The organism is Pedococcus sp. P1_H8 (genome assembly GCF_056405175.1).
Map to the genome: position 1 here is coordinate 67,636 of NZ_JBFUCP010000004.1, position 26,264 is coordinate 93,899.

Below are 26,264 nucleotides of genomic sequence, written 5' to 3' on the forward strand. Positions count from 1 at the left end.
GGGAGACGCTGAGAAACAACCCCGCACCAACCCGCATCAGCCCAGGAGTGAACATGACCGTCGTCCGCCGCGTGGCCCGACCGTTGCTCGCCGCGATCTTCGTCGTCCAGGGACTTGAGCAGCTCCGCCACCCCTCCGCGCTGAAGCCCAAGGTCGCACCCCTTGCCGAGCGGCTCGCGCCGCTGGGCCTGCCCAACGACCCCGAGCTCCTGGTGCGGGCCAACGGCGCCACCATGGTTGGCGGTGGAGCGCTCCTGGCCGTCGGTCGCGTGCCGCGGCTCGCCTCCCTGGCCCTCGTCGGCGCCATGGTGCCGACCACCTATGTGGGACACCAGTTCTGGACCGAGACAGACCCCGCGGTCAAGCGCGCCCAGCGGATCAACTTCCTCAAGAACCTCGGCCTCATCGGCGGGCTGCTGCTGGCCAGCGTCGACACGGAGGGGCGGCCGGGTCTGGCCTATCGCGCGGGCCTGGCCAGCGACACCGCCAAGCGGGCGGCCAAACGTGCCAAGCGCGAGGCCAGGCATGCCTCGCGTGCCGCACGCCGCGAGGCCAAGCTGGCCGCGTCCCAGGCGCACGATGCCCTCACCTGACCCATCGCGCACCGCATACCCGGGTTCGGTCCCCGAAACCGCCGGCTGGTCCACCCCCACCGCCCGGCGACGGGTCGACGCAGACGTCACCCTGCCCGGCAGCAAGTCCCTGACCAACCGCTTCCTCGTCCTCGCGGCGCTGGCCAACGGTCCGTCCCTGCTTCGTCGGCCGCTGCGGTCACGCGACACGCTGCTCATGGCGCAGGCCCTGCGCGAGCTCGGCGCGGGGGTCGAGGACGCCACAGCGCACGGTTCGACCTCCCCTGACTGGGTCGTCACGCCCGCGACCCTGAATGGCAGCGCCCACATCGAGTGCGGCCTGGCCGGCACGGTGATGCGCTTCCTGCCGCCGGTGGCGGCGCTCGCGCACGGACTGGTGACGTTCGACGGGGACCAGCAGGCGCGAGTGCGCCCGATGGGCCCGGTGCTGGAGGCGCTTCGCGTCCTCGGCGCGCAGGTGGAGGACGAGGCACGCGGCACCTTGCCCTTCACCGTCCACGGCACCGGACGTATGCCGGGCGGCTCGGTCACCCTCGACGCCTCCTCCTCCTCGCAGTTCATCTCGGCGCTGCTGCTGGCCGGTCCGCGCTATGACAGAGGGGTGACCATCCACCACGCCGGCCAACCGGTCCCCTCCGAACCGCACATCGAGATGACGGTCGAGACCCTTCGCGACGCCGGGGCGATCGTGGACGACGCAGACCCCGACACGTGGCGGGTGGAGCCGTCCGAGATCAACGGCCTCGACGTCCAGGTCGAGCCCGACCTGTCGAACGCCGCGCCCTTCCTCGCCGCGGCGCTGGTGACCAGCGGCCGCGTCACGGTGCCGGGCTGGCCACAGCACACCACGCAGGCCGGAGACGCGATCCGCGACATCCTCGACACGATGGGCGCCGACGTCTCACTCGCCCGCGAGGGGCTCACCGTCTCGGGCACCGGTGAGATCAACGGCATCGACATCGACCTCCACGACGCGAGCGAGCTCACCCCCGTCATCGCCGCGCTGGCAGCGCTCGCCGACTCCCCCAGCGTCATCCGCGGGGTCGCCCACATCCGGGGGCACGAGACCGACCGGCTGGCTGCCCTGGCTCGCGAGCTCGGGGACCGCGGAGCCGAGGTGAGGGAGACCGAGGACGGCCTGCGCATCACGCCGCGGCCCTTGACCGGCGGGCTGTTCCACACCTATGCCGACCACCGCATGGTCATGGCGGGCGCCCTCCTGGGCCTGCGGGCCCCGGGCCTGGTCGTCGAGGACCCCGACACGGTCGGCAAGACCCTCCCCGAGTTCGTCGAGCTCTGGCACGCTCTCGTCGACCCCGACGGCCCGACCCCATGAGTCGGCGCACGTCGGACTACGACGAGAGCGATGTCCGGATCCGTCCCAGCAAGCGAGGGTCACGCCCGAGGTCCAAGGACCGTCCGGCTCACGAGGACGCCGTCCCGGGTTTCGTCATCGGCGTCGACCGGGGCCGTTACACGGTCCTCGTCGGCAAAGACGTTGGTGGCAAAGGCAATGGTGGCAAAGGCAGTGGTGGGAAGGGGTCGTCAGAGCGCATCGTGACCGCGATGAAGGCACGCGAGCTGGGGCGCAAGGGAATCGTGGTCGGTGACGACGTCGAGCTGGTCGGCGACACCTCGGGCAATCCTGACGGCCTGGCCCGCGTGGTCCGCCTCACCCCCCGACGTTCCGTGCTGCGTCGCACCGCGGACGACACCGACCCCGTCGAGCGAGTGATCGTGGCCAACGCCGACCAGCTCGTGATCGTCACCGCGCTGGCCAACCCCGAGCCGCGCCCGCGCATGATCGACCGCTGCCTCGTGGCGGCGTACGACGCCGGCCTCGACCCCCTGCTCGTGCTGACCAAGGCCGACCTCGCCGACGCCGACGCCTTTCTCGCCAACTACGCCCCGCTCAACGTCCGCCACGTCGTGACCGCGACCGGGGAGTCCGGCTTCGAGGGTCTCGAACTTCTGCACGAACAGCTCCTCGACCGGATCAGTGTCTTCATCGGGCACTCCGGAGTCGGCAAGTCGACGCTCGTGAACGGCCTGGTCCCGGACGCACGCCGAGCGACGGGGATCGTCAACGACTTCACCGGTCGGGGTCGTCACACCTCGAGCTCGGCTGTCGCGCTGCGACTGCCCAACGAGGCCGGGTGGGTCATCGACACCCCAGGGGTGCGGTCGTTCGGTCTGGCCCACGTCGACCTCGCACGGATCATCCAGCACTTCCCCGACCTCGAGCCCGGCACCTCACAGTGCCCCCGCGGCTGCGGCCACGACGAGGAGGAGTGCGCCCTCGACGCGTGGGTGGCCTCGGGTCAGGCAGGCCCGGCGGGCACCTCGAGACTGGAGTCGCTGCGTCGGCTGCTGCGCGCGCGTTCGGGCGACACCGAGTGAGCGCGGTCTGCCACAGGCCCCATGACCAGATGGCCGGCAAGCGCCAATGCCGTTGCCACCAATGGCATTCCAAACAACAGACCGACCTGCACGTGTAGTGGCGCACTGAGCATCGTCTCTTCGTTCAGGCGCTCCGACCACCAGAGCAACGCGCCCGGTCCGACGATCGCGAGGAGGACGCCGAGCCGTGCCAGCGCGCCACGACGACGCAGCAGCGGCCCGGCCACGAGGAACCCCGGCGCCAGCGGCAATCCCTGTCCGGCGAAGAGGATCAGGCCCGGCACGAACAGGAACCTGAACCGACGCCGCCACCCGCTCGCCTGACGGGCCCGCCAGGACAGGCCGACGAGCAGCCCGAAGACGGCGCTCAGCACGATGATCATCAGGGTGCCCGACCAGCTGAACTCGGGGCTGGTCGACACCCATCGCATCCACGCCCTCGCGGCCACGCCCCACACCGCCCCCAGGCCGAAGCCGATGAGGGCGGCGCGGAGCACCGCGTGCCGTGAGAGCACTGTCATCACCACTCCACTGGCAGGCACGCGAGCCTTGCCCCGGCCGTGCCGTCAGGTGCGGTCGGGTTCGCGTGGATGACGACCGAGCGGGCACCGGGCACCGGGGCCCAGTCGACCGCTGCGGAACTCTGTGCGTTGCCCTCGTCATCGACGGTGAAGTCGAGCCAGATCTCGGTCTGGTCGTTGACCGTCAGCGGGCTCGTGGTCGAGTGGTTGTAGTGCCCCAGTGCTGACGCGCCGCTGCCCGCGACACACGGTCCGACGTGCAGGTGCGCTCCGAAGGTCCGTCCGGCGACAGTCGGGTCGACGCCGTGCACGACGAACACGGCCATGCTGGAGTCCTTGGCGACCAGCGTCAGCTTGGCACGCGCTCCGTCGAACGGTCCGGCGGCCGCGGGGGCGAAGTCACGCAGGTCGCTCTTGAAGTTGAAGGCGACCCCGGCGACGGCCGGTGCCACCGCGGCGCCGACGCCGAGTACCGCGGCACACGCCACGGCGGTGGCAGACCTCCGCCAAAGAGGTGATGACTGCGAGTGTTCCATGGTGCTCTCCTTACGCTTGTGAAACTGTGGTGCTGACACCTGACTGACGCGGCACCACGGCGCACCGGGTGACACCGAAAATCACCGAAATTGGTTGTCACCCAACGGCTCTGCTCGTTCGTCTGTCTAGGTGATGGAGTCTGCGGGAATGCTGACAGGGAGCATCGGGGAGTCGACGGCGCAGGCCGACGTCGACACCTTGGTCTCGGCCCTGTTCGTTGCCGAGGGCGCTCGACTGGTGACCCTCGCCCGCTTCTTCGTCCAGGACCGCACTGCGGCCGAGGACCTCGTCCAGGAGGCGTTCATCCGCTTGTCCCGCAGCGCCCAGCGCATCCGCGACCCCGAGCGAGCCGCGGCCTACCTGCGCTCGATCGTCATCAACCTCGCGCGTGACCACAACCGGCGCGGCCTGGTGTCGCTACGGCACCGGCCACCGGCCGTACCGGACGAGCCCTCGGCAGAGGAGACAGCTGCGTCTCGTGAGTCGCGCCTCGAGGTGGTCGCGGCACTGCACGACCTGCCCCGGCGACAGCGGGACTGCGTGGCTCTGCGGTACTACCTCGAGCTGTCGGTCGAGGAGATCGCCAGGACCCTCGGGCTCTCACCCAACTCGGTCAAGACCCATCTGCAACGCGGCCTGAGGTCCCTGGCTGCCACCTTGGAGGAGACGCGATGAGCGCGCTCGAAGATCGCCTCCATGATGCGCTGACCGCCGAGGGACGGGTGCACACCCCGTCTCCTGACCTGTTCGCCCGCGTCGTCGAAGGCATCGACCACGACCGCGCCCGGCGACGGCGGGTCCGTCGGGTCGCGGCGGCCTGGATCGTGGCCCTGGCCGGCTCGGTGACCACACTGCTGACCCTCACCCCCAGAGACGAGAGAGGACTGCACATGCCCTGGTGGATTCTCGAGGTGGGGACCAACCTCGCCCTGCTCGGCATCGCCTTGTGGCTCGGCCCGTTCATCAAACGGTTCGGCCGCGCTTACGCGGCCGACGTCTTCCACGACAACCCCCTGACCGGCAAGAGCTACATCGTGCTCACCGACATCGTCTACTACCTGATCTTCGCCGCCTACATCCTGTTCTCGCTGCACGTGGCCCCGCAGGAGAGCTGGCACAACAGGATCAGCGAGGAGGTCACCGCCGAACAGGTGACGTTCGAGCTCGGCCGGCTCGGCGGCATACTCCTCATCATCGGCATCCTGCACGGCCTCAACATCGTGCTCATGCCGCTGCTGGGACGGGTGTTCTCCCTCAACCGGCGCCTCTGAGGAGGGGACGACGACGGCGCCGCCCCCTGGTGGGGAACGGCGCCGTCGTAGGCCGTGCGCTCGCGGTCACGAATCCTGAGGGCCGTCACCGACGGGCTCGAGCGACGAGTCGTCGCGCAGACCCGAGTCGAACGTGACCGAGGCTGCGTCGGAGACGTCCACGGTCTCGATGATCTCGCGCGGCGTGGCGAAGTGGCAGGCCGACAGGTGCTCGCCAGCGCCGTCGGGGCGCAGCTCGAGCAGCGGGATGTCGGTCTTGCACTTGTCCTGGGCCTTCCAGCACCGGGTGTGGAACCGGCAGCCCGACGGCGGGTTGGCAGGCGAGGGGACGTCGCCCTTGAGGACGATCTGCTCCTTCTTGTCGCGCAGCGTCGGGTCGGGCACGGGGACCGCCGACAGCAGGGCCTGGGTGTAGGGGTGGGTGGGACGACCGTAGATGTCGTCCTCCTCGCCGAGCTCTGCCATCTTGCCGAGGTACATGACACCGACACGGTCGGAGATGTGCCGCACCACGGACAGGTCGTGCGCGATGAAAATGTAGGACAGGCCGAGCTCGTCCTGGAGCTTCTCCATCAGGTTGACGACCTGGGCCTGCACCGACACGTCCAGCGCGGAGACCGGCTCGTCGCAGATCAGCACCTTCGGGTTCAACGCGATGCCGCGGGCGATGCCGATGCGCTGCCGCTGTCCACCGGAGAACTGGTGGGGGTAGCGGTTGATGTGCTCGGGGTTGAGGCCCACCAGGTCGAGCAGGTCCTGCACGGCCTTGCGGCGGCCCTTCCTCGGCACCACATCGGGGTGGATGTCGAACGGCTCCCCCACGATGTCGCCCACCGTCTTGCGAGGGTTCAGCGACGTGTAGGGGTCCTGGAACACGATCTGGATGTCGCGACGCAGCTTGCGCATCGCGCGACCCTTCTGGGCGTACATGTCGACACCGTCGAACACGACGGAGCCCGAGGTGGGCTCCTCCAGGCGCATCAGCAGGCGGCCGAGGGTGGACTTGCCACACCCGGACTCACCGACGATGCCCAGCGTCTCGCCCTTGAGGAGCTCGAAGCTGACGCCGTCGACGGCCTTGACGTGGCCCACGGTGCGGCGCAGCACGCCGCCCTTGATGGGGTAGTACTTGACCAGGTCGGTCGCAGTCAGAATGGCCTCAGCCATGGAGGACCTCCTCGGCGAAGTGGCAGGCGCTCTCTCGGCCGGGAGCGACCTCGAGCAGGGCAGGACGGTCCTCGCGGCACACGTCCTGGGCGAACTTGCACCGCGGGTTGAAGGCACAGCCGTCCGGGATACGCATCAGGTTCGGCGGCAGGCCACCGATGGCGGCGAGCTGCTGTCCCTTCTGGTCCAGGCGCGGGATCGACTCCAACAGACCCTTCGTGTACGGGTGACCAGGTTGGCGGTACAGGTCGTAGACGTCCGCGCGCTCGACGATCCGGCCGGCATACATCACCGCGATCTTGTCGGCGACGTTCGCCACGACACCCAGGTCGTGGGTGATCAGGATGAGCCCCATCTGGCGCTCCTCCTGCAGCTCCTGCAGCAGCGCCATGATCTGCGCCTGGACGGTGACGTCCAGGGCGGTGGTCGGCTCGTCGGCGATCAGGACCGCCGGGTCGAGCGCGATCGCCATCGCGATCATGATGCGTTGACGCATGCCGCCGGAGAACTGGTGGGGGTAGGCCCCCACGCGCTCCTTGGCGGCCGGGATCTGCACCCGCTGCATGAGCTTGACCGCACGCTCGAGGGCGTCGGACTTGTTCATGCCGCGGTGGACCCGGAACATCTCCGCGATCTGCCACCCCACGGGGAACACGGGGTTGAGCGAGGACAGCGCGTCCTGGAAGACCATCGAGATCTCCGGGCCACGAGTGCGGCGACGCTGCTCGTCGGGCATCGTCAGCAGGTCCTGGCCGCAGTAGCGGATCTGGCCCTTGGGGATGACCGCCGGCGGCATGTCGAGGATGCCCATGATCGCCTGCGCGGTCACCGACTTGCCCGAACCGGACTCCCCGAGGATGGCCAGGGTCTGGCCCTCGAAGAGGTCGAAGTTGACGCCGTTGATCGCCCGGGCGATGCCGTCGGGCGTGTGGAACTCGACGTGGAGGTCCTCCACCTCGAGCAGCAGCCCGTCCTTGGGCGCGTAGGTCTGGCCGGAGGACTTCGCAGACTCCCGGGCCATGGTTTCAGAGGTTGTCATGGTTGTGTCGTCTCTCCCGCTCAGCGCGACTTCGGGTCGAAGGCATCGCGCACGGCGTCGCCGAGCATGATGAAGGCCAGCACCGCCAGACTCAGGAAGAGGCTGGGGAACAACAGGATGTGCGGGGTCGTCCGCAACGCCACGATGGCGTCGGAGATGGCCACACCCCAGGAGATCGCCGGCGGGGTCAGCCCGATGCCGAGGAAGCTCAGGGTCGCCTCGACGGCGATGAACACACCCAGGTTGATGGTCGCCACGACGATCATCGGCGCCAGCGCGTTCGGAAGCACGTGCGCCCGGATGATCCGCCACGGCGTGGCCCCGAGGGCACGAGCAGCCTGGACGTAGTCGTTGGGCTTGACCTGCAGCACGCTGGAACGCATCAGGCGGGCCAGTCCCGGCCAGCCGAAGATCGACAGCACCAGCACGACCTTGCCCACCACGAGCAGGTAGGGCGAGTCGACGTCGTTGGGGAACGTCGCCATGAACAGGATGCCGCCGAGCAGCAGCGGGATGGCGAAGAAGATGTCCGTGACACGGGACACCACGGCGTCCAGCCAGCCACCGTAGTAGCCGGCGACGATGCCCATGGCACCACCGATCAGCACGGTCGCGATGGACGCGAAGACACCGACGAGGATCGACGCGCGTGCACCGTAGATGGTGCGCGAGTAGATGTCGTAGCCCTGGATGTCACGTCCGAACCAGGCACTCGCGTTGGGACGCTCACGCGCCTCCTTGAGCACCGCGGCGGCCGGGTCGACGTTGGTGAACAGCGCCGGCCACGCGGCCATCAACAGGAACACCACGATGAGCGCCATCGAGACCCAGAAGATGGGGTTCTTCTTGAGGGACCGCCAGGCGTCGGAGGTGAGGGAACGCGCCTCGTCGTGTCCTGGGGCGGCGGCGCCGGTCTCGGCGCCAACGGCAATGGTCGATGCCTCAGTCATGGCTGATCCTCGGGTCGAGCACGCCGTACAAGAGGTCGACGAGCAGGTTGACGAGCAGGAACACCAGCACCAGGACCGTCACCGTCCCCACGACGGACACGCCGTCGCGGTTGTGGATGCCGGTGAACAGGTAGCCGCCCACGCCCTGGATGTTGAAGATGCGCTCAGTGACGATGGCGCCACCGAGGAGACCACCGAAGTCGGCGCCGATGAAGGTGACGACCGGGATCAGGGAGTTGCGCAGGGCGTGCAGGCCGATGGCCCGTCGACGGGTCAGGCCCTTGGCGATGGCCGTGCGCAGGTAGTCCGCGCGGAGGTTCTCCACCAGGTTGGTGCGGGTCAGTCGGGCGACGTAGGCGATCGAGGCGCTACCGAGCACGAAGGCAGGGAGCAGCAGCTCGTTGAACGTCGCCTCGGACGAGACCGTCACTGGTCGCAGGCCCCACTTGACGCCGAGGTAGTACTGCAGCGTCGCGCCGATGACGAAGATGGGGATGGCGATCACGAACAGGGTGCTCACGAGGACGAGGTTGTCCATGAACTTGCCCTTGCGTATCCCCGCCAGCACACCCGCGATGACGCCGATCAGCGTCTCGAAGAGGATCGCCATTCCAGCCAGCTTGGCGGTGGTGGGGTAACGCTGCTTGAGCTCGTCCGCCACCTTGATGTTGCGGAAGGTGGTGCCGAGGTCGCCCTGGGCGATGTTGCCCATGTACTTGGCGTAGCGCGTCGGCAGTGGGTCGTTCAGGTTGTGCTCGGCCCGGAACTTGGCCACGAAGGCCGGGGCACACGGGCGCTCGCCGCACATGCCTGCAGTGGGATCTCCGGGCAGGGCGAAAACCATGGCAAAGATAATGAACGTGGATCCAAGCAGCACCGGGATCATCTGGAGAAGTCTCCGAAGGATGTACTTGTACACGTCACCTCCCTCTCTATGACGCCGCCGGGTGGGGTGTTCCCGGAGGCGTGGCTGGACAAGCCGTGCGGGGCCAGACGTGCGCGCCCGTGCTTGTCACAACATAGTCGTTTTGGACGGTGCGGGGTCATCAGGAGGGTTGCCCCTGACTGACCCCGGACAGGCCGTGGGGGGGGGGGGGGGGGGGGGGGGGGGGGGGCGGGTCGAGTACCACATCGGGATGGCCGGCATGTCGTTGGCGAGCAGTGCCTCGGCCTCCTGGTACTTGGCGTTGGCCTGAGCCGGGTCCGTCTGAGCAGCAGCCTCGTTGAGGAGCTTGTCGAACTCGGGGTTGCTGTAGTCACCATCGTTGGACGAGGCACCAGTCTTGAAGATCGGGGCCAGGAAGTTCTCGATGGACGGGTAGTCCATCTGCCATCCCGTGCGGAACATGCCCTTCATCTTCTTGCTGGCGATCTGGGTGCGGAAGGTGGCGAAGTCCACGACCGGGGTCGCGACACAGTCGACACCAAGGGCGCCCTTGATCGAGTTGCAGGTTGCCTCGGTCCACGCCTTGTGCGAGGAGTCGGCGTTGTAGGCGAGGGTCATCTTGCCACCCTTGAACCCACCGGCCTCGTCGAGCTTGGCCTTGGCCTTGGCGGCGTCGAACGTGCACCACTCGCCACACTGGTTGGCCTTGTAGCCGTCAACGACCGGGGAGACCCAGCCGGTGGCGGGCTGACGCGTGTTGTTGAAGATCTGCTTGATGATCGTCGGACGGTCGATGGCCATGGAGATGGCCTGACGGATCTTCGGGTCAGCGTAGTTCGGGTCGACCTTGGTCGGCGCGAAGGTGATGGTCTGGATGACGCCGACGGACTTCTGCGAGTTGCGGTCCGGGAGGTCGGTCTTGTACTTGTCATCGATCATCGCGGACGAGGGGACCTGGTCCGTCACGTCAAGCTGGTTGGCGATGACGTCGTTGTAGGCGGCGTCCTCGTCCTGGTAGATCTTGAACGTGATGCCGTCGAGCTTGCCGGCGAACTTGCCCGAGTAGCCAGCGAACTTGCTGAGCTTGATCTCGGTGTTCTTGGTCCAGCTGTCGAGCTTGAACGGGCCGGCGCCAACCGGCTTCTCGCCATAGGCGGCCGGGTCGGCAGCGAACGAGTCGGGCAGCGGCGCGAAGGCCGAGTAGCCGAGACGGACGGCCATGTTGGAGACCTTCTCGGTCGTCTTGATGGTGAAGGTGTAGTCGTCCTTCACCACGAGACCGGTCAGCTTGTCGGCCTTGGCCTTGCCCGCGCCTGCGCAGGGGTCGTCGCCGTCACCGGTGCACTGGGTGGCGCCAAAGCCCTCGATGGGCTCCATGAAGTAGCCGGAGGACTGGGCGTTGGGGCCGTAGGCGGCGTAGTTCCAGGCGTCGACGAAGTTCTTCGACTTGACCTCGGTGCCGTCCGAGAACTTGTAGCCCTTCTTCAGGGTCACGGTGAAGTTCTGGTTGTCCGTCGAGTCGATCTTGTCCGCGATGTCGTTCTCGGGGGCACCGGTCTCGGCGTTGTAGTGCACGAGCTTGGCCGTGATGGCGTCAAGCACGTTGCCACCGCAGGTCTCGGTGGTGTTGCTCGGAATGAGCGGGTTCTGGGGGTTGCACCCGCGGACCGTGACAGCGCCGCCGGTCTTGCCACCAGCGCTGGAGCTGGTGTCATCGCTGCTGTTACCGCCACCGCAGGCTGCAGCAAGCAGCGCGACGGACGAGATTCCAGCAACCATGGCCACCGTGCGAGTAGTTCCTCGCATTGACGTCCTCCTACTTGGGGTCTGCCGCCCAGATGATGGGCGGTCGTTCCGGGCTGTGCACCGATTTGGGCGCAGCCCTGTAACGCACAGGGCGTTCGTGTGTTGTGGCCCCTATGAAAGAGCAAGGAGGGCGCAAAGGCGACGCTCTGGGCCAACCCGAGACAAAAACGTGATCGTCCCGCTGCCGAGTTGAGAGCAGATCTTCGGCCCAGGTGGCTTTTAACCCCATTTGATGGTGTTTCGTGCCAAACGCCCCTCGGTCGTCCCAGCGGCCTCGTGGCCCGTCCAGCGCAGGTCGTCGCACCCGCCGGGAGACGTGGCATCCCGCGTCCGGACCGGCCGACGGGCTAGCGTGGGAAGGTGCCCTACGACGATGATCTGCGCCTAGCCCACGTCCTGGCGGACGCCGTCGAGCGGATCACCATGGCCCGGTTCCGGGCCCACGACCTGGTCGTGGAGTCCAAGCCCGACCTGTCGCTGGTGAGTGACGCCGACAAGGCTGCCGAGGAGATGGTGCGCTTCCAGCTCAAGCGCACCCGCCCGCGCGACGCCGTCGAGGGCGAGGAGTTCGAGACGACCGGCCACGGCCCGCGTCGCTGGGTCATCGACCCGATCGACGGCACGCACAACTTCGTCCGTGGCGTGCCCGCCTGGGCGACGCTGATCTCGCTCGTCGACAACGACATGCCGGTGCTCGGCCTGGTGGCCGCCCCCGCCCTCGGGCGGCGCTGGTGGGCGGCCAACGGGTCCGGCGCGTGGTCGGGCCGCAGCCTCTCCGCGGCCAAGCAGATCCACGTCTCTGCCGTCTCGAACCTGTCGGACGCGTCGTTCTCCTACTCCGACCTCAAGGGCTGGCGAAACCTCGACCGCCAGGAGGAGTTCCTCGAGCTGACCGACGCCTGCTGGCGGACCCGGGCGTTCGGCGACTTCTGGTCCTACATGCTCGTCGCCGAGGGCGCGGTCGACATCGCCGCCGAACCCGAGCTCGCCGTCTACGACATGGCGGCGCTGGTCCCCATCGTCACGGAGGCCGGTGGCCGGTTCACCTCGTTGGCAGGCAAGGACGGGCCGTGGGGCGGCAATGCCGTCGCCACCAACGGGCTGCTGCACGACGAGGTCCTGGCCCGGCTGGGCACGGACGCCCGCGCCTGACGTCGCTCAGGCGGGGACCACCGTCACGTCGCCGATCCCCAGCTCACGCACCCCGTCGGCATACGTGCTGGCGTCGCCGACGATGACCACGGTCCACTCCCCCTGCACCCAGTCGCGGTAGGCCGCCGTGAGGCGCTCACCGTCGAGGTCCCGCATCGCGTCGAGGGTCTGGGTGGTGAAGTCGGTGGTGAGTCCGTCGAGGGCCATCGTCGCGGCCTCGTCGGCGACGGCATCGGCCGTGGCGAAGCGCCCCGGCGCGGTCTTGCTGATGAAGTCGACGCCGGCCCGCACCTCCTCGGGGCTGAAGCCCTCCCGCCCGGAGGCCAGCAGGTCCAGCAGCAGCCGGACCGACTCCACGGTCGCATCGGCCCGCACCGAGCCGGACGTGAGGAACAGCCCGCCGACGCGGCGCGGGCGGAACACCGAGCGGATGCCGTAGGTGTAGCCCTTCTCCTCGCGCAGGACCGCGTCGACGCGGGCGTTGGGCGAGCCACCGACCATGAAACCGAGGACGGGGTATGCCGCCCAGCCGGCCGGGGCGCGACGGTCCGGACCCGTCCACCCCACCAACAGCTCGCTCTGCACCGACCCGGGTCGGTCGACGAGCACGACGCGGGCGGCGTCCACCGCCCGACGGGCCTCGGTCGGTCCGGGCGAGGGCACGTGGGTCGCGCTGACCCACGTGCCGAGCGTGGTCTCGGCGAGGTCGCGGACGTCGAGGCCCGAGAGGTCGCCGGCGATGACGGCCGTCATGCCGGTGGGGCCGACGCGCTCGGCATGGAAGGCCACGATGTCCTGGCGGGTCAAGGCCGTGATGCTGGTCGTCGTCCCCGCCGTGGGCCGTGATGCCCTGTCTGCCTCGTCGAAGTGGGTGGCGATGAACGCCTGGGCCGCACGCTGCGGCGCGAGGGCGCGTTCCTGCTCGATCTGGGCCAGCCTGGTCTTGCGGTGCCGGTCCACCTCGGGCTCGGGGAAGACCGGCTCGGCGAGAGCCTGTCGCAGCAGGTCCAGGGCGTCGCCGAGCCGACGCTTCGGCACGTCGAGATCGACACCCAGTCCACCGTCGGTGACCGACGCACCGAGCGCAATTCCCTTGCGCTCCAACAACTCTGCGAACTCCTCGGGCGAGTGCTCCGCAGTGCCCTCGTCCAGCAGCCGAGCCATGATGGTGGCCACGCCCTCAACCGGCCGCGGCTCGACCGACAGCGCGAACGGCAGGACGGTGCGCACCGAGATGACGTACTGGCCGGGGATGTCGTAGGTGAGCAGCTCGATGCCGTTGGCCAGGAGGTGCCGCTGCGGGGTGGCGAAGCGCCACCTCTCCGGCGGCTGCACCTCCGGGCGCGGTGGTGTCTCGTCGGCAACCCGGTCGGCCGCCTCGCTCACCGAAGTCATGCCACCTCCTCCTCGTCGCGGACGGCGAGGTGACGCACCACCACGCGGCTCTCGGGCCGCAGCCACCTGGCAGCGGCGGCGCGCACCTCCTCGACGCCGACATCCCCGATCCGGTCGAGGAAGGTGTTGACGAACTGTCCGTCACCATGGAGCAGGACGTGCTGGCTGATCAGGTCGGCCCGCTCCTCCTGGCCCGCGAGGGCAGAGAGCCACGAGCGTTCGGACTGGGCCATGGCGGACTCCATCTCCACCTCGGTCGGCCCCTCCGCCGCGAACCGCACCAGCTCCTCGACCACCGCAGCCTCCACCGCCTCGGGGTCCTGGCCGTCAGCGACGTCTACGACGAGGAAGCCCAAGGACACCCCGTCGACGAACCCCATCGCGTGGGCCTGCACCGCGTTGGCGACCTGCTCACGCCGAACCAGCCGCTGCACCAGGCGCGAGGTCGACAGGCCGCCGAGGGCGTCGATGGCCAGTCCCGCCGCGAAGAACTCGGCCGTGTTGTCGACGGGGAGCCGGAAGGCGATGTGCATCCGGTCGTTGGGGACGTTGCCCGGCCGGTCCACCCGCACCGGCTCGCTGACCGGTTCCAGGGGTGCAACGGGGGGTCGAGCGGGCTCGGCCGAGGGCGGGAGATGGCCGAAGTAGCGCTCCGCCGCCGCGAAGCCCTGGTCCGGCGTGAGGTCGCCGACGAGGGTGAGCACGCTGTTGTTCGGCCCGTAGAACCGACGGAAGAAGGCGTGCACGTCCTCGAGGCTGGCGGCGTCGAGATCCTCCATCGACCCGATCGTGGGGTGGTGGTAGGGGTGCCCCGGAGGAAACACCGCGGCATACACCTCGATCAGGGCCGTGCCGTAGGGGACGTTGTCGTAACGCTGGCGCTTCTCCTCCTTGACGACGTCCCGCTGGTTGTCGAGGTTCTCCTGCGTGACCGCGTCGAGGAGGTGACCGTGTCGGTCCGCTTCCATCCACAGGGCCAGCTCGAAGGCTCCCTTGGGCACCGTCTCGAAGTAGTTGGTCCGGTCGAACCACGTCGTCGCGTTGAGCCGACCGCCCTCGGCCATCAGCCGGGTGAAGTGCTCACCGCTCGCGATGTGTCGCGACCCCTGGAACATCAGGTGCTCGAAGAGGTGGGCGAAGCCGGTGCGCCCGCTCAGCTCGTGGCGCGACCCGACGTTCACCCAGATGTTGACGGTCACGGTGGGCACGGAGGTGTCCGGTGACACGACGACCCGCAGGCCGTTGGCCAGTGTCTTCTCGTGGATCGGGTAGTCCAGCGGCATGGCGCAACCCTAGGCGAGTCGCCTGCGGAGCACGCGGAATCTCACGCACCGGTCACCATGCCCCCTCCCTCCTGGCACCGTGCGGGCACCGTCCGGGCACCGTCCGGGCACCGTCTGACGCTCGGGGCATCGGCGTCGAGGTCGTTCAGAGGGTGCGGCTGCCCTCGTCGCGGGCCTGGGTGACCGACTGGGCCAGGGGTCGCTTGTCAGCGGGGACCCTCGGGAGCGAGGGCGCGTACCCCGACCCGAGCTGCTCGATCGCCGTGCGCGCGAACACCTGCTGCTCGGTCACGGTGCGTTCGGACCGTCCGCGGCCGAGGAAGCTCACCGTCCAGTGCAGGAGCGTGGTCAGCCGGTGCTTGAACCCGATGATGTAGACGAGGTGGACCGCCAGCCACAGCAGCCAGGCGATGAACCCGGTGAAGCGCAGGTTGCCGATCGAGGCCACTGCGCTGAACCGTGAGATGGTCGCCATCGAGCCCTTGTCGTGGTACTCGAACGGCCCCTTGGGCTCCCTGCCTGCGAGGCGCCGCTTGATCACCTCGGCGGCGTGGCGCGACCCCTGGATGGCGACCTGCGCCACGCCTGGATAGCCCTTGAGCGAGGCCATGTCGCCGACGACGAACACCTCGGGGTGGCCGGGGAGGGTGAGGTCGTCGTTGACGGCGATGCGCCCGGCGCGGTCGAGCTGCGCCCCGGACTGCTCGGCCAGCTGCGCACCGAGCTGGGAGGCCTGCACACCGGCCGCCCACACCTTGCAGACGGACTCGATCCGGCGCTGGGTGCCATCGGCATCCTCGACGTCGATGCCGGTGGCGTCGACGCCGGTCACCTTGGCGCCGAGCTGGACCTCGACGCCGATCTCGGCGAGCCGCTTGGCTGCCTTGGCGCCGAGTCGGTCTCCGAAGGCACCGAGCACCGTGGGGGCGGCGTCGAGAAGCACGATGCGCGCCCGGCTGGTGTCGATGTTGCGGAAGTCCCTGCGCAGCGTGCGGCGCGACAGCTCGGCGATCTGGCCGGCCATCTCGACCCCCGTCGGCCCAGCACCCACGACCACGAAGGTCATGAGTCGCTCGATCTCCTTGGGGGTGCTCGCCAGCTCAGCCCACTCGAACGAACCGAAGATGCGGCCGCGGAGCTCGAGGGCGTCGTCGATCGACTTCATGCCCGGGGCGAACTGCGCGAAGTGGTCGTTGCCGAAGTAGGACTGACCGGCGCCGGCTGCGACGAGGAGCGTGTCGTAGGGCGTCACGGTGTCGCGGTCGAGGACGCGCGAGGTGACTGTCTTGGCGGCAAGGTCGATGTGGGTGACGTTGCCGAGCAGGACGCGCGCATTGCGTTGGCGCGCAAGGACTTCGCGGGTTGCCGGCGCGATCTCGCCCTCGGAGAGGATGCCGGTCGCCACTTGGTAGAGCAGCGGCTGGAAGAGGTGGTGCGTCGTCTTGGCGATGAGCGTGACGTCGACATCGGCGCGCTTGAGCGCCTGGGTGCCGAAGAGCCCGCCGAAGCCGGAACCGACCACGACGACGCGGTGGCGGGGCGTTGCGGGTACCTGCTGCGCGGTCATGCCAACACTCTCCTGTGAAAGACGTGAGGACGGCCACCCCTGGGGGTGTGCCGTCCTCGCTGACGCATGCTCTGTGGACATCCAGCCGGTGCTGACAACCAGCACTCTTTCGTCAACCAGCCTAGACCCGCTGGTATGCCGTCTCGGCGCGTCCGTGCGCGCAGTGCGACGCGCATCACCTTCGCCGTCTCATCCTCTGGCGAGGAGCGGTCTCAGGCGCTGGGCGGTGGTGCTGGCGGTCGGGGAACCGGCGCCTCAACGGACAAGGTTGCGCTTCACCACGGAACGCTTCTCGGGTGGAGCGCAACCTTGTCCCTAAACCCGATAAAGGGGTGGTGGTGCTGTTATCCGGTGGGGGTGGGTGTCGGCTCGGGTTCGACGGGCCCGGGGTCGGCGGGCTCTGGGTTGGTGGGCGTCGGTGAGGGCGCGGGTGTGGTCGGGTGTGGCGACGGCTGCTCGGCGGGGGTCGGCGTGGTGGGGGTGGCTGCGGGCGGGGCCGTGGTGGTCGCCGTCGGCGTCGCTGTGCCGGCCGAGACCGTGGCGGCGCCGGATCCGGTCTGGGACGGCTTCGCGGCCGTGGTGCTCGGCGCGCTCGCGGGTGGACTGGGATCTGGCGTGGCGACGGTCATGGCACTGGCCCGTCCCCCCGACCCCACCCGGAACGCCACGGTGACCAGGGCGGCCAGGCCGTGGCGTTGGAAGTAGGACACCCACTCCACCACGGCCGAGTGGTAGGCGCCCGACTGGTTGTAGGACAGCACGGCGCTGCGCAGGTCGCCGGCCCGCGCGAGGTCGCGACCACCCAGACAGAGGTAGTCGGCCGTGGCGAGCGCAGCGTCGAACACGTTCTGCGGGTCACGTCGGCCGTCGCCGTCACCGTCGCGGCCGGCCCAGCTCCACGAGCCCGGCAGGAACTGCAGTGGACCGACTGCGCGGTCGTAGTCGGCGGCGCCGTCGACGGCGCCCCTGTCGCTGTCGTGCACCACGGCGAACGGGCCGCCGTCGAGCAGCGGGCCGTAGATCGCGGGCGTGACCCGATGGTCGGCCGTGACGGAGCGTCCGCCTATCGAGCCGGACTCCACCTGTCCGATGGCGGCAAGGTGAGCCACCTGAAGGTGGCAGCCGCGTGCTGCTCGGGACACCGCCTTGCGGTATGCCGCGGCGAGCACGGCCTGGGGGGTCCCCGCGGGTGGCGAGCTCCCCACGGCCCCGTTGCGGGGCGGACGCTTCAGCTTCGGCTCCGGGGTGCTCGGCGCAACGGGAACGGCCGTCCGGTCACCGAAACGAGCCACGGCCTCAGCGGGGGCGAGGTCGTCGAAGGCGAACAGGGATGGACTTGCCTCGAAGAGGCGCGCGTCGGAGGTTCCCGGGCGTGGCGACACCTGCGCCGGATCAGCCCAGGCAAGGGGCGCGGAGGCGGTCAGCACGGTCATCGCCGCCACGGCAACCGCCGCTGGACCCAACTGAGGCCTGTGCATGGGCCGCCTCCTTCCGCACGGCATCGTGGCGGTGATCCGCGGGTCGCCACGCAGACTTCGGCCAAAACCGGACGAACGGACGATCACCAAACGGACACAAACCCCATTGGACGCAACCTGGCGCCCTTCATCGACGCTCAGAAGAGGCGATCGGCCTCGTCCGCCGGAGGCTCCTCCAGGGCGAGCAGGAAGCGTTTGCGGGCCAGCCCCCCGGCATAGCCGACCAGGCTGCCGTCAGCCCCGATGACCCGGTGGCACGGCACGATGATGCCGAGGGGGTTGCGCCCATTCGCCCACCCGACCCGCTGGCTGAGGTTGACGTCTCCCAGCGTCCGGGCGAGGTCGCCGTAGCTGCGGGTCTGGCCGTAGGGGATCTCACGCAGCAGCGCCCAGACCTGCTGCTGAAAGGCGTCTCCCCTGGGCGCCAGCGGCAGCGTGAACTCGGTGCGGTCCCGAGCGAAGTACTCGGTGAGCTGGGTCGCGGCCTCCCCCAGCACCGGATCGGCCGACCCGTCCTCGGCGGGTGGGCCCAGGGTCTCGTCGGACGGGTCGCGGTCCGGGAGGTCCATGAAGCACCCGACCAGGGCGCCGTCCTCGGCAACGAGGGTGATCTCGCCGATGGGCGAGGGCATTACGACATGGGTCCTCACGAGCGGCATCCTGCCAGCCCTCACCGACAGGCGACCCGCCCAGCGCCCGACTCTGAAGGATCGTGCGGGTCCTGGCCCGGCAGATCCTTCAGACTCGCGGGTCGCGCGTCAGGCGGGAGGAGGCGGGAGGGCGGCAGCCAGCCGCGCGGCATACTCCTGGGCCTCGGCGTCCGAGGCGTACTTCGTGCGCGGCCAGAAGAAGCCGCGCAGTCCGTCGCCCTTGGTGCGGGGCACGACGTGCACGTGCAGGTGCGGCACCGACTGCGACACCACGTTGTTGACGGCGACGAACGAGCCCTGTGCCCCCAGGCCGCCGACGACGGCTCCGGACATCCGCTGGGCCGCCCCCATCAGCACCGGAAGCAGCTCGGGAGGCAGGTCGACGAGGGTGTCCACGTGGATCTTGGGGACGAGCAGGACGTGCCCCTTGAAGACCGGCCTCGTGTCGAGGAAGCCCAGCGTGAACGGTTCGTCGAGCACGACGGTCGCGGGCAGCGCGCCGTCGATGATCCGGCAGAACAGACAGTCCACGCGGGGACTCTAGCCCCGCGGCTGGGCAGCCACCGGTCAGGCGGGTCGGTGAGCCGGGACTCAGTGGCCGTGCTTGGAGGAGGCGCCGCCGTCGTCGTCAGCCTGCTCGTCGTCGCCCTGCTGGTCCTCGCCCTGGTCGTCGTCGTTCTCGTCGGCGTCGTCGCCACTGGTCGGGTGAGCCGTCTGGGAGTGCTCGGCGCGGTGGTCGACCTCGCCACCGCCGTTGACGTCGGCGTGCTCGTCGTCGCTGCCGACACCGTCGTGGTGGTTGGCCGAGGCGACCGGGTTGGCCGTGTGCGTCGCGCTGTCCTCGTCGCCGGCGTCAGTGGTCTCGGACTCCGCAGGCTCAGCGGTCTCGGTCTCGGTGGACTCGGTTTCGGTCTCGGTGGACGTCGTCGTCGTGGTGTCGCTGGGGTCGTCCTGCTGCACCTGGGCGGGCTCACGGTCCTGGCCGCCACCGGTCGCGGCCACGGCCGCGCCACCCAGGGCAGCGAGGGCGAGGGCGGCACCGACGGCGACGGCGACGCGGCCGGCACGGCGGATGGGAAGACGGACAACGGTCACGAGATCGCTCCTTGAGTGGGGTGTGGTGCCCAGGCCCTGACCGGCGGGGTCGTCGAAGAACGCCGCAAGCTCGGCGCTTGCCTCCACCGGCCCATGGGACGCCATGGCACGCAGCGCCTCGACGGCCGAGGCCGCCGGGTCGCTGGCGGGCAGGTGCAGTCCGCTGGGGGTGGAGTCTTCAGGTTCAGGCATGTCGGGGGTTCAATCGCGCGAGGGCGTCCCGGGGATACGGGTCTGGCGAAAGATTTGCATTTCCTGCTACGCCCGGAAGGTTTCGCCGCAGGCGGCTCAGCGCCCGGTGCTGGAGAGACTTCACGGCGCCGAGGTCCTTGCCGAGCACGGCCGCGGTCTCCTCGAGGCTGAGATCGGCCACCACCCGGAGCGTGAGCACGGACCGCTGGTCCGGCGTGAGGGTCTCCAGCACCTCGACTACCTGCTTCTCCGCCAGGAGCGCCAGCGCCGCGCTCTCGGCCGACGGCACCGCTGGGTCCGGACCCGCCTCGTCCAACGGCAGCCACGGCCCACGGCGGGTCCGCTGCCGGTGCCAGTCCACCTGTCTGCGGTGGGCGACGGTGAAGACGAGGGCGCGAAAGGCTGCGCCTCCGCCCGAGAAGCGACCCACCTGTCGGAACACGGCGAGGAACACCTCGCTCGTGACATCCTCGGCCTCCGCGACGCCGTGCGAGCGGAGATAGGCGGCCACGCGCGGGGAGAGCTCCAGCCACAGCTGTCCGAAGGCAGCGCGGTCACCCTCCCTCGCCGCAGCGACGGTGGCGTCCATGAGGTCGCCGTCCACAGGTGTCCACCTCCGCTCGATCCGGCTCCGTGGCGCCCTGCTCGCCATCGAGGACAGTACCGGGTCGGACAGAGGTTTGCGCGCGTTTGCCCCCGTCTGGATCTCTCAGCGTCGGGGTGGGCGTGGCAGGAAGTAGCTCGTGCGCTGCTGGTACTCGGCGTAGCCGGGACGCTCGGCCATGTGCTTCTCGAGGAGCCGAGCCCCAGTGGCGAAGACGAGGAAGTAGGTCATCGCCACCGGGGACAGCACGGTGAGGACCCCCGGCCAGGCGCTCGCCGCAACCAGCCAGATCCCCCACCAGACGCAGGAGTCACCGAAGTAGTTGGGGTGCCGGGTCCAGGACCAGAGGCCGCGGTCCATGACCCTGCCCTTGGTGGCGGGGTCGGCCTTGAAGTCCTTGAGCTGCTTGTCCCCCAGTGCCTCGAAGGTGACGCCGAGAGTCCAGAGCAGGAAGCCCAGGACCGCCACGAGGACCACCCCCTTGCCGCTGGCCGCGCTGACCTGGATGGGAAGCGAGACGAACCAGACCGCAAGGCCCTGGGTCGCGTACACCTTGCGAATGGCCACCCACGTCGGGTTGCCCGTCTCCTGCGCCAGCATCTCCGCGTAGCGCGGGTCCTCCCCCTTGCCGCTGTTGCGCTGGTGCATGTGCCAGGCGAGCCGCAGCCCCCAGACGGCCACGACGACGAGGAGTGCCACGCGGCGCCACCCTGCACCGTCACCGACGACGGCCGCGACGGCAGCCACGACGACGAAGCCCAGGCCCCACGTGGTGTCGACGACGCTGACGCGTCCCTGCCGGTGCCCCTCCACCGCGGTCGCGACCATCAGGACGGCGACCGCCAGGAGCGAGAACCCAGTGACCGCAAGGAAGTTCGAGGTGTCGAACATCAGGACCACTCTGCCGGACGCACCGGCTCGAGGTCGGACATGCCGTGGTCGGGACGGACGGCGAGGATCTGGTCGACGCCCATCCGGCCGTCGCGGAAGGCCAGCGCCCCACCGACGAGGTAGAGCCGCCAGACGCGGGCCACCTCCTCGCCGACGAGGGCGACGACCTGGTCGATGTTCTCCTCGAACGTGTGGTGCCAGGCGGCCACGGTGCGCACGTAGTGCTCGCGCAGGGCGTGCACGTCGCGCACCTCCAAGCCCGAACTCTCAATGAGGTCAACGGTTTCGCCCACCGGACGCATGTGCATGTCGGGAGCGATGAAAGACTCGATGAAGGGCCCCCCACCGGGATGGCGACCACGACGGGACATCTGCTGCACGAGGACCCGCCCGCCGGGACGGACCTTGTCGTGCAGCACCGCGGCATACGTCCGGTAGTTGCGTTGCCCGACGTGCTCGCCCATCTCCAGGGAGACGACGGCGTCGAAGCCGTCGTCCGGCACCTCGCGGTAGTCCTGCAGCCGGATCTCCACGCGGTCCTGCAGACCCCGCTCGGCGATCCGCGCATCGATGAACTTCTTCTGCTCGGCCGCGATGGTCACGCCGGTGACCTGGGCGCCGAAGTGCTCTGCGGCATACAGGCTCATGGAGCCCCAGCCACAGCCCACGTCGAGCAGTCTCGATCCCGGGCGGAGGCCCAGCTTGTGCCCCACGAGCTCGAACTTGTCGCGCTGGGCGTCCTCGACGGTGTAGTCGGCGGCGGTGGACCGCCAGTAGCCGCACGAGTAGGCCAGGTGCCGGTCGAGGATGAGGCTGTAGAAGTCGTTGGACAGGTCGTAGTGGTGGTGGATCGCCTGACGGTCGCGCCCCACGCTGTGCAGCCGTCCCTTCAGCACCGCCTGGCTGGCCGGGGCCGGCAGCGGAAGTCCGATGGCGCCGGCCCCCCGGGCGACCTTGAGCACCGCGGCGATCGCCGCAGGCGTGGGACGTATGCCGCTGAGCCGGCGCTGCTGCGCCACCGACCACACGTGCGTGAGGGCCACGTCGAGGTCGCCCTCGACGTCGAGCTCGCCGGTGACGTAGGCCTGGGCCGCTCCGAGCTCACCGGGGTGGCGCAGGAGGCGGCGCAGGGCGCGGGGAGAGCGGATCGTGACGTGCGGCGCGTCGGCGGGGCCCGCCTCGCTGCCGTCCCATGCCGTGAGGCGCACGGGTAGGTCGCCGCCCACGAATGGTGCCACCGCGATGGCGATCTGGGCAGCGACACCGGATGCCGTGGTGGCAGTAGGGGTTTCGACCCTGTCGATGGTGGTCATCGGCCACCCTCCCGCTCCAGCACCAGCTGCTGGACGTCGAGGTATCCCGAGCGGAAGCCGGCCCGTGAGTACTCGAGGTAGAAGTGCCACATGCGGTCGAACACCTCGTCGAACCCGAGCTGGCGCACCCGGTCGAGCGAGGACAGGAAGCGCTCGTCCCAGAGCCGCAGCGTCTCGGCGTAGTGCTGCCCGAAGGACAGGCGCTCACTGACGTGCAGCGAGGTGTGTTCGCGGTTGACCTCGACGATCGCCTCGGTCGAGGGCAGGAAGCCCCCGGGGAAGATGTACTTGTTGATCCACGTGTACGTGTACTTCGTGGCCATCATCCGGTCGTGCGGCATGGTGATCGCCTGGACGGCGACCTTGCCGCCGGGGGCCAGGACGCTGTCGATCTTGCGGAAGTACTCGCCCCAGTACTGGTGCCCGACCGCCTCGATCATCTCGACCGACACGACGGCGTCGAACTCGCCCTCGACGAGTCGGTAGTCCAGCAGCTCGACGGACACGGCGTCGCTGTAGCCCGCCGCGGCGATGCGCTCCCGCGCCAGGGCCTGCTGCTCGCTCGACAGGGTGACCGACAGGACGGTGGCGCCCCGGGCGGCAGCCCGGATCGCGAGCTCGCCCCAGCCCGTGCCGATCTCCAGCACGCGGCTGCCCTCGCCCACTCCGGCCGAGTCGAGCATGCGGTCGACCTTCTGGCGCTGGGCATCCGCGAGCTGGTCCCAGCTGGGCACTTCACGGGGAGTGCTGGTGGTGACGGACTCCCCCGCGACCGGTCGGCCGGCCTGCTCGTCACCGGTGAACAGCGCCGAGGAATAGCTCAGGGTGCCGTCGAGGAAGGTGGCGAACATGTCGTTGGACAGGTCGTAGTGCCGGGCGATGTTGCTGCGCGTGTTCTGCGTCGTGTTCCGCTCGGTGTGCGGCGCACGGGCGACGTAGAAGGCGCGGAGCTTCTGCAGCGGCTCGGGGATCAGCGTGCCCATCTGGGCGGCAAACACCTCGAGCAGGCCGCCGAGGTCGTCGGCGTGCCAGTCGCCGGCCATGTAGGACTCGCCGAAGCCGATGAGGCCCCCCGCCCCGAGGGCTGCAAAGAACGCGTCCGGGCGGTCGAGGACCATCAGCGGCGCCTGCGGATCGGTGGCGGAACCGCCCACGATCGCCTCACGACCGAGCTGGATGCGGACGGGCAGCCGTCGCGCGGCGGACAGGAAGATCCGGCGGGCGACGGCGCCCTCGACGGCCTGGCGCACCTTGGCCCGCCGAGCCGTCAGGTCGGGCCAGCGGCTGGCGTCGATGGCGGGCCGGGTGGACAGGCCTGCAATGGCGGTGGTCACTGGACTGCCTCCTGGTGGTGGGAAGGGCGTGGCTGGACCGGCAGGCGGCGCAGCCACAGTCGGATGCCGTGCCAGCGGATTCGCGCTGCAACGGCAAGGGGTTCGAGTGGTTGGGTCAGGGCGAGCTTGACGACGGTGATGGTTCGCACCGGCAGGGCGCGTCCGCGCAGGCCGGCCACGAAGGGGTCCTGGCCGGGACGGTCGAGGACGACCCGGACGTGGACCTTGTCGGCGGGTGTCGGGATGGTCAGCCGATAGCTGCCGGACACGTCGTTGAACGGGCTGACGTAGAGCGCCTTGTCGACCTCGGCGTGACCGTGCTCGTCGGCGTGCACGAGGTAGGCGTGCCGGTCGCCGTAGGTGTTGTGGACCTCGACGACGTTGCACGCGAGCCGGCCGTCCGCGGTACGGCACCAGTAGACGCTGATCGGGTTGAACACTGCGCCGAGGACGCGGGGCGTCGTCAGCATGAGGATCTGACCACCCTCCAGGTCGACGCCCCGGGTGGCGAGGAAAGTGTCGAGGTTCTCGCGCAGGCTGCGCTCGGGGGTGCCGAGGTGGTCACGCGACTCGAAGCTGGCGAGTCGGCCGAGCACGCCCAGCCGCGGCAGGTCGTCGAGGTCGACCAGCCAGGTGTGGCTGCGGTTGGTGAACCGGTGCCGGATCGGCGACGTGCGGGTGTGGATGATCGAGGTCGCGTAGATGCGCGTCGAGGGCGAGGCCTTCATCGAGCACCCACCTCCTCGAGGTCACCCTCCGCCTCCTGTCCGTCGGGCAGGTCGGCCCGCTCGTCGAGGTCGAGGTCGACGACGTCGACGACGCCCGAGACCGACCACGGGACCCCGAGGGCAGCAGCCGCGGCGACACCCGAGCGGGCGCCGTCCTCGTGGAACCCCCAGCCGTGGTAGGCCCCGGCGAAGGCGACGCGACTGGTGTTGATCTCGGGAAGGCGGCGTTGAGCTGCAACGGATTCCGGTGTGTAGAGCGGGTGTTCGTAGTGCATCGTGTCGATGACCAGGCTCTGGTCCACGCAGTCCACGCCGTTCAGTGTGACGAGGAAGCGACGGTCCGGCACGTCGAGCCGTTGCAGGCGGGTGAGGTCGTAGGTGACCAGCACGCCGGTGCCGCCGGACTCGGCGCGCCGCCAGTAGTTCCACGAGGCGCGTGCCCCGGCGGACCGGGGCAGCACCGACTCGTCGGTGTGAAGCTGTGCGACGTTGGTCGAGTAGCGGATCGCCCCGAGGACGTCGCGCTGGGCCTGGGTCGGCTCGGCCAGCATGGCCAGGGCCTGGTGCGGGTGGGCCGCGACCACGACGGAGTCGAAGGTCTCGCTGAGGCCGTGGGCGTCCGTCACGACGACCCCCTCAGGAGTCTCGACGACGGAGCGCACCGGGGTGGACAACCGGATGTCGGCCAGACCGGCAGCCAGCGCCTCGACATAGCGCTTGGAGCCGCCTGTCACGGTGCGCCACGTCGGCGAGCCGAAGACGGTGAGCATCCCGTGGTGGTCGAGGAACTCGAAGAGGTAGCGGGCCGGGTACTCCAGGGACACTGCCGGGTCGCAGGACCAGACCGCGGCCACGACCGGCTCGAGGAAATGGCGGGTGAAGTAGGCGCTGAAGCCGCAGCGCGCGGCGAACGCACCCAGGGTCTCGTCGCGGTCGGAGTCGGTGGCCTCCCGGGCCAGGACCGTGCGCGCCTCCCGGTGGAACTTCTTCACCTCGGTGAGCATGCGCAGGTAGGCCGGGTCGGTCAGGTTGCGCACCCGCGGGAACAGGCCCCGGGCAGCCCGGGCCCCGGCATACTCCAGGCCCGTCTCGTCGTCGCGCACGGACATGCTCATGTCCGACTCCTGCGTCGCGATGTCGAGCTCGCCGAACAGGCGCAGAAGGGTGGGGTACGTGCGGTCGTTGTGCACGATGAAGCCGGTGTCGACACCGATGGTTCGGCCGTCGACCTGCACCTCGTGGGTGTCGGCGTGGCCGCCGAGGCGGTCGTCGGCTTCGTACAACGTCACGGGGCCCCGCGTGCTGAGCACGTGAGCTGCGGCGAGTCCCGCGATTCCGCTGCCGATGACGGCGCGGCGTGGTGCAGACATGGTGGTCCATCCGTTCGGGGTGACGGGTCGACAGTGATTCGG

The 26,264-nt window shown here is 69.5% G+C and carries 26 protein-coding genes; 6 read left to right on the top strand and 20 right to left on the bottom strand.

Going from position 1 to position 26,264, the window contains the following annotated elements; all coding sequences use genetic code 11:
- Positions 1 to 53 precede the first annotated feature (53 nt).
- The 3 genes from AC1DYG_RS05750 to rsgA are packed head-to-tail and all read left to right on the top strand — an operon-like array spanning position 54 to position 2,993.
- Entirely contained in the window at positions 54 to 593 is a 540-nt protein-coding gene (locus AC1DYG_RS05750) for a DoxX family protein (protein WP_477638930.1), read from the top strand.
- Positions 580 to 1,929, top strand: coding sequence for a 3-phosphoshikimate 1-carboxyvinyltransferase (aroA, locus tag AC1DYG_RS05755; RefSeq protein WP_477638931.1), 1,350 nt, complete (start codon positions 580 to 582; stop codon positions 1,927 to 1,929). Before AC1DYG_RS05750 ends, aroA begins: the two co-directional genes overlap by 14 nt.
- A complete protein-coding gene (rsgA, locus tag AC1DYG_RS05760; protein ID WP_477638932.1) occupies positions 1,926 to 2,993 on the top strand; it encodes a ribosome small subunit-dependent GTPase A in 1,068 nt (355 codons plus the stop codon). Before aroA ends, rsgA begins: the two co-directional genes overlap by 4 nt.
- Here rsgA and AC1DYG_RS05765 read toward each other — a convergent pair.
- A complete protein-coding gene (locus AC1DYG_RS05765) occupies positions 2,915 to 3,514 on the bottom strand; it encodes a hypothetical protein (RefSeq protein ID WP_477638933.1) in 600 nt (199 codons plus the stop codon). The genes rsgA and AC1DYG_RS05765 overlap by 79 nt on opposite strands.
- Positions 3,514 to 4,050: a hypothetical protein gene (locus tag AC1DYG_RS05770; protein ID WP_477638934.1), complete on the bottom strand. Its 537-nt coding sequence runs from the start codon at positions 4,048 to 4,050 to the stop codon at positions 3,514 to 3,516. The genes AC1DYG_RS05765 and AC1DYG_RS05770 overlap by 1 nt, the downstream gene beginning before the upstream one ends.
- 148 nt (positions 4,051 to 4,198) lie before the next feature.
- On the opposite strand from AC1DYG_RS05770, the gene AC1DYG_RS05775 reads away from it, so the two are divergent.
- Together AC1DYG_RS05775 and AC1DYG_RS05780 are read left to right on the top strand one after the other, a co-directional pair.
- On the top strand, positions 4,199 to 4,726 hold the full coding sequence (locus tag AC1DYG_RS05775; protein ID WP_477638935.1) for an RNA polymerase sigma factor: 528 nt from the start codon (positions 4,199 to 4,201) through the stop codon (positions 4,724 to 4,726).
- A complete protein-coding gene (locus AC1DYG_RS05780) occupies positions 4,723 to 5,322 on the top strand; it encodes a hypothetical protein (RefSeq protein WP_477638936.1) in 600 nt (199 codons plus the stop codon). Before AC1DYG_RS05775 ends, AC1DYG_RS05780 begins: the two co-directional genes overlap by 4 nt.
- A 66-nt stretch (positions 5,323 to 5,388) precedes the next feature.
- Here the strand turns inward: AC1DYG_RS05780 and AC1DYG_RS05785 are convergent, their stop codons facing one another.
- The 5 genes from AC1DYG_RS05785 to AC1DYG_RS05805 form a co-directional block, all read right to left on the bottom strand.
- Entirely contained in the window at positions 5,389 to 6,489 is a 1,101-nt protein-coding gene (locus AC1DYG_RS05785; RefSeq protein ID WP_477638937.1) for an ABC transporter ATP-binding protein, read from the bottom strand.
- Positions 6,482 to 7,510 carry an ABC transporter ATP-binding protein gene (locus AC1DYG_RS05790; RefSeq protein ID WP_477639474.1) on the bottom strand — a complete coding sequence of 343 codons (1,029 nt, stop codon included), beginning with the start codon at positions 7,508 to 7,510 and terminating at the stop codon, positions 6,482 to 6,484. The genes AC1DYG_RS05785 and AC1DYG_RS05790 overlap by 8 nt, the downstream gene beginning before the upstream one ends.
- A 38-nt stretch (positions 7,511 to 7,548) precedes the next feature.
- Complete coding sequence (locus AC1DYG_RS05795; protein WP_477638938.1) at positions 7,549 to 8,478, bottom strand: ABC transporter permease; 930 nt, start codon at positions 8,476 to 8,478, stop codon at positions 7,549 to 7,551.
- Positions 8,471 to 9,397, bottom strand: coding sequence for an ABC transporter permease (locus tag AC1DYG_RS05800; protein WP_477623225.1), 927 nt, complete (start codon positions 9,395 to 9,397; stop codon positions 8,471 to 8,473). Before AC1DYG_RS05800 ends, AC1DYG_RS05795 begins: the two co-directional genes overlap by 8 nt.
- 93 nt (positions 9,398 to 9,490) lie before the next feature.
- Positions 9,491 to 11,170 carry a peptide ABC transporter substrate-binding protein gene (locus tag AC1DYG_RS05805; protein ID WP_477638939.1) on the bottom strand — a complete coding sequence of 560 codons (1,680 nt, stop codon included), beginning with the start codon at positions 11,168 to 11,170 and terminating at the stop codon, positions 9,491 to 9,493.
- 360 nt (positions 11,171 to 11,530) lie between these two features.
- On the opposite strand from AC1DYG_RS05805, the gene hisN reads away from it, so the two are divergent.
- Positions 11,531 to 12,322, top strand: a complete 792-nt coding sequence (gene hisN, locus AC1DYG_RS05810) for a histidinol-phosphatase (protein ID WP_477638940.1) — start codon at positions 11,531 to 11,533, stop codon at positions 12,320 to 12,322.
- A 6-nt stretch (positions 12,323 to 12,328) separates the two neighbouring features.
- Here the strand turns inward: hisN and AC1DYG_RS05815 are convergent, their stop codons facing one another.
- From AC1DYG_RS05815 to AC1DYG_RS05875, 13 genes are all read right to left on the bottom strand, one after another.
- Positions 12,329 to 13,717, bottom strand: a complete 1,389-nt coding sequence (locus tag AC1DYG_RS05815) for a M16 family metallopeptidase (RefSeq protein WP_477638941.1) — start codon at positions 13,715 to 13,717, stop codon at positions 12,329 to 12,331.
- Entirely contained in the window at positions 13,714 to 15,000 is a 1,287-nt protein-coding gene (locus AC1DYG_RS05820; RefSeq protein ID WP_477638942.1) for a M16 family metallopeptidase, read from the bottom strand. Before AC1DYG_RS05820 ends, AC1DYG_RS05815 begins: the two co-directional genes overlap by 4 nt.
- A gap of 145 nt (positions 15,001 to 15,145) precedes the next feature.
- Positions 15,146 to 16,567, bottom strand: a complete 1,422-nt coding sequence (locus tag AC1DYG_RS05825; protein ID WP_477638943.1) for an NAD(P)/FAD-dependent oxidoreductase — start codon at positions 16,565 to 16,567, stop codon at positions 15,146 to 15,148.
- Positions 16,568 to 16,911: 344 nt separating this feature from the next.
- Positions 16,912 to 18,045, bottom strand: coding sequence for a lytic murein transglycosylase (locus AC1DYG_RS05830; RefSeq protein ID WP_477638944.1), 1,134 nt, complete (start codon positions 18,043 to 18,045; stop codon positions 16,912 to 16,914).
- Positions 18,046 to 18,182: 137 nt separating this feature from the next.
- Positions 18,183 to 18,677, bottom strand: coding sequence for a methylated-DNA--[protein]-cysteine S-methyltransferase (locus AC1DYG_RS05835; protein WP_477638945.1), 495 nt, complete (start codon positions 18,675 to 18,677; stop codon positions 18,183 to 18,185).
- Positions 18,678 to 18,803: 126 nt separating this feature from the next.
- Positions 18,804 to 19,226, bottom strand: a complete 423-nt coding sequence (locus tag AC1DYG_RS05840; RefSeq protein ID WP_477638946.1) for an HIT family protein — start codon at positions 19,224 to 19,226, stop codon at positions 18,804 to 18,806.
- 60 nt (positions 19,227 to 19,286) lie between these two features.
- Positions 19,287 to 19,982, bottom strand: a complete 696-nt coding sequence (locus AC1DYG_RS05845; protein WP_477638947.1) for a hypothetical protein — start codon at positions 19,980 to 19,982, stop codon at positions 19,287 to 19,289.
- Complete coding sequence (locus AC1DYG_RS05850; protein ID WP_477638948.1) at positions 19,975 to 20,586, bottom strand: RNA polymerase sigma factor; 612 nt, start codon at positions 20,584 to 20,586, stop codon at positions 19,975 to 19,977. The genes AC1DYG_RS05845 and AC1DYG_RS05850 overlap by 8 nt, the downstream gene beginning before the upstream one ends.
- A 105-nt stretch (positions 20,587 to 20,691) precedes the next feature.
- Positions 20,692 to 21,477, bottom strand: coding sequence for a DUF1295 domain-containing protein (locus tag AC1DYG_RS05855; protein WP_477638949.1), 786 nt, complete (start codon positions 21,475 to 21,477; stop codon positions 20,692 to 20,694).
- Entirely contained in the window at positions 21,477 to 22,790 is a 1,314-nt protein-coding gene (locus AC1DYG_RS05860) for a class I SAM-dependent methyltransferase (RefSeq protein WP_477638950.1), read from the bottom strand. The genes AC1DYG_RS05855 and AC1DYG_RS05860 overlap by 1 nt, the downstream gene beginning before the upstream one ends.
- Positions 22,787 to 24,124: a class I SAM-dependent methyltransferase gene (locus tag AC1DYG_RS05865; RefSeq protein WP_477638951.1), complete on the bottom strand. Its 1,338-nt coding sequence runs from the start codon at positions 24,122 to 24,124 to the stop codon at positions 22,787 to 22,789. The genes AC1DYG_RS05860 and AC1DYG_RS05865 overlap by 4 nt, the downstream gene beginning before the upstream one ends.
- Positions 24,121 to 24,852, bottom strand: coding sequence for a DUF1365 domain-containing protein (locus tag AC1DYG_RS05870; RefSeq protein WP_477638952.1), 732 nt, complete (start codon positions 24,850 to 24,852; stop codon positions 24,121 to 24,123). The genes AC1DYG_RS05865 and AC1DYG_RS05870 overlap by 4 nt, the downstream gene beginning before the upstream one ends.
- A complete protein-coding gene (locus AC1DYG_RS05875; protein ID WP_477638953.1) occupies positions 24,849 to 26,222 on the bottom strand; it encodes an NAD(P)/FAD-dependent oxidoreductase in 1,374 nt (457 codons plus the stop codon). Before AC1DYG_RS05875 ends, AC1DYG_RS05870 begins: the two co-directional genes overlap by 4 nt.
- Positions 26,223 to 26,264 lie beyond the last annotated feature (42 nt).